This is a genomic window from Micromonospora sp. NPDC003776 (genome assembly GCF_053605645.1).
On the sequence record NZ_JBSGJR010000730.1, the window covers coordinates 1 to 2,925 of the forward strand.

The window sequence follows — 2,925 nt, forward strand, 5'->3', positions numbered from 1 at the left end:
GCCCGACCCGGACCCGGCCGGTGAGCCGCCGAACCTGCCCACCCCGTCGGCGTCGGCGAGCCCGGGCGGCGCCGGCCAGCAGGTGGTCGCGACGGTGCTGGCCAAGGGGCTGGCGGTGCCGTGGGGCATCGCCTTCCTCCCCGACGGCGGCGCGCTGGTGACCGAGCGGGACAGCGGCCGGATCCTCCAGGTCGGCCCGGAGTCCGGGCCGGAGGGGATGAAGGTCGCCGTGGTGCAGACCGTCGCCGACGTGGCGGCCGGTGGCGAGGCCGGGCTGCTCGGCATCGCGGTCTCCCCCGCCTACGCGAAGGACCGCACGGTCTTCATCTACTACACCACCGCCCAGGACAACCGGATCGCCCGGCTGGAGCTGGGCAGGGCGCCCACCCCCATCCTCACCGGCATCCCGAAGGCCCCGACCCACGACGGCGGTGGCCTGGGCTTCGGCCCGGACGGTTACCTCTACGCCAGCACCGGGGACGCCGGGCAGCAGGCCGCCGCGCAGGACCCGAAGAGCCTCAACGGCAAGATCCTCCGCCTCACCCGGGACGGCAGGCCGGCCCCCGGCAACCCCACGCCGGGCTCCCCGGTCTGGTCCTGGGGGCACCGCAACGTCCAGGGCTTCACCTGGACGCCGAACCGCCGGATGTACGCGGTGGAGTTCGGCCAGAACACGTGGGACGAGATCAACCAGATCGACAAGGGGGGCAACTACGGTTGGCCCCAGGTCGAGGGGCGTGCCGACGACAAGCGGTACGTCAACCCGATCGTGCAGTGGCGCACCTCCGACGCCTCCTGCTCCGGGCTGGCGGCGGTGGAGCGACTGCTGGTCACCGCCTGCCTGCGGGGGCAGCGGCTCTGGCTGGTCGAGCTGACCGCGAACGGCGGCGTGTTCGGTCAGCCGCGCGAGCTGCTCACCGGCAAGTACGGTCGACTGCGGGCGGCCGCGGTCGCTCCCGACGGCTCGGTCTGGGTGAGCACCTCCAACCGGGACGGCCGGGGCAAGCCGGCCGCCGAGGACGACCGGATACTGCGGCTGGTCTTCGCCGACGGCGGGGCCGGGCGCAGCTGACCGGCGGCGGCTCCAGGTCGTCGGGCGGCGCCAGACGCGCCGAGCCGGAGTTGTCGGCCGGCACGTACCAGACCGGCGGGACGGGCCAGCGGTTCCCCCGGGTTTACCAAGATCCCTCATCGGGCAGGACAGAATCTCAGCATGGACGGCCAGGACAACGAGCAGCGCGACACCGGGGCGGAGGCGGCCCCGGAGACCGGGCGCGCCCGCCGCTGGGCGTTCCGACCGTGGCGGAGCCAACGCACCCGGAGCGGGCTGCGCCGGTTCGGCGCGGTGCTGGCCCTGCTGGTGGTCACGCTGACCGGCATCGTGGCCGGCACGTACGCCGGTGGGCACGTGGGGACGGACATCGGGCCGTTCCGCGCGGAGCTGAGCCTGAGCCCGTCGTTGAGCGGCGGCACCACGGTCGACATCCCACCGCTGGGCGCGCTGAAGCTGGACAGTCACAACGGCCCGGCGTACCTGACGGTGCAGTTGGGCGCCCTGGACCAGCGGCGCACCGAGGCGCTGATCGACGACCCGGCGAGCATCAGCCGGGCCAGCCAGTCGGCGGTCGAGGACGTCCGCGCCGGGGTGATGCGGCTCGGGCTGAAGACGCTCGCCTCGGCGGTGCTGGCCACCCTGCTCCTGGCCGGGCTGGCCTTCCGGGACGTACGCCGGATGGCCTGGGCCGGCGGGCTGGCGCTGGTGATCACCGCCGGCAGCCTCGGGCTGGCCGCGGCCACCATCCGCCCCCAGGCGATCGAGGAACCCCGGTACGAGGGACTGCTGGTCAACGCGCCGGCGATCGTCGGTGACGCGCGGCGGATCGCGAACGACTACACCAAGTACGCCGAGCAGCTCCAGCGGCTCGTCGGCAACGTGAGCAAGCTCTACACCACGGTCTCCTCGCTGCCGGTCTACCAGCCGGCGCCCGGCACCACCCGGGTGCTGCACGTCTCCGACATGCACCTCAACCCGACCGGGTGGCAGCTCATCCGGACGGTCGTCGAGCAGTTCGGCATCGACGTGGTGATCGACACCGGGGACATCACCGACTGGGGCAGCGAGCCCGAGGCGTCCTTCGTCGGCTCGATCGGCCTGCTGAAGAAGCCGTACGTCTACATCCGCGGCAACCACGACTCGGCGCGGACCGCCGCGGCGGTGGCCCAGCAGCCGAACGCGATCGTGCTGGACAACTCCACGGTCACCGTCTCCGGGCTGACCATCGCCGGCATCGGCGACCCCCGGTTCACCCCGGACAAGGAGACCTCCCCGGCGGGCAGCGGGCTGACCAAGCAGGTCGCCGAGCAGGTGATCGGGGCGGGTGAGCAGCTCGCCACCACGGTGGAGAACTCCCCGACGAAGGTGAACATCGCCCTGGTGCACGACCCGGCCTCGTCCGGGCCGCTCTCCGGCACCTGCCCGCTGGTGCTGGCCGGGCACACCCACGCCCGCCAGGTCTCGAAGCTGCCGCAGGTGCCGGACAAGCAGCCGACCCAGCTGATGGTGGAGGGCTCCACCGGCGGCGCGGGGCTGCGCGGCCTGGAGGGCGAGAAGCCCACCCCGCTGACCATGACGGTGCTCTACTTCGACCAGCAGAAGCTGCTCCAGGCGTACGACGACATCACCGTGGGCGGCACCGGGCAGTCGCAGGTCAACCTGGAGCGGCACGTGGTCCAGGACCCGACCAAGGGCGACCAGGTGCCGGTGACCCCGACGCCGACCCGGGGCGGCCCGGAGTCCCCGGGCCCGACCGTCAGCGGCACCTGGTCGCCCTTGGTCGGGTCCTGGACCACGTGCCGCTCCAGCGACAAGCCCGCCGACACCGACGGCAGCACGTACGCGAAGCGCACCATGGCCGCCGACGTGGT

Annotated in this window: 1 protein-coding gene and 1 pseudogene; both read left to right on the forward strand. The window is 73.2% G+C overall.

Features of this window, described 5'->3' with window-relative positions; genetic code table 11:
* The coding region (locus ACWEVO_RS34080) for a PQQ-dependent sugar dehydrogenase (protein ID WP_452311529.1) at positions 1-1,072 on the forward strand (1,072 nt) is incomplete at its 5' end.
* A 141-nt stretch (positions 1,073-1,213) separates the two neighbouring features.
* A pseudogene (locus ACWEVO_RS34085) lies at positions 1,214-2,782 on the forward strand (metallophosphoesterase); the annotation flags it as partial.
* Between the last annotated feature and the right edge of the window lie 143 nt (positions 2,783-2,925).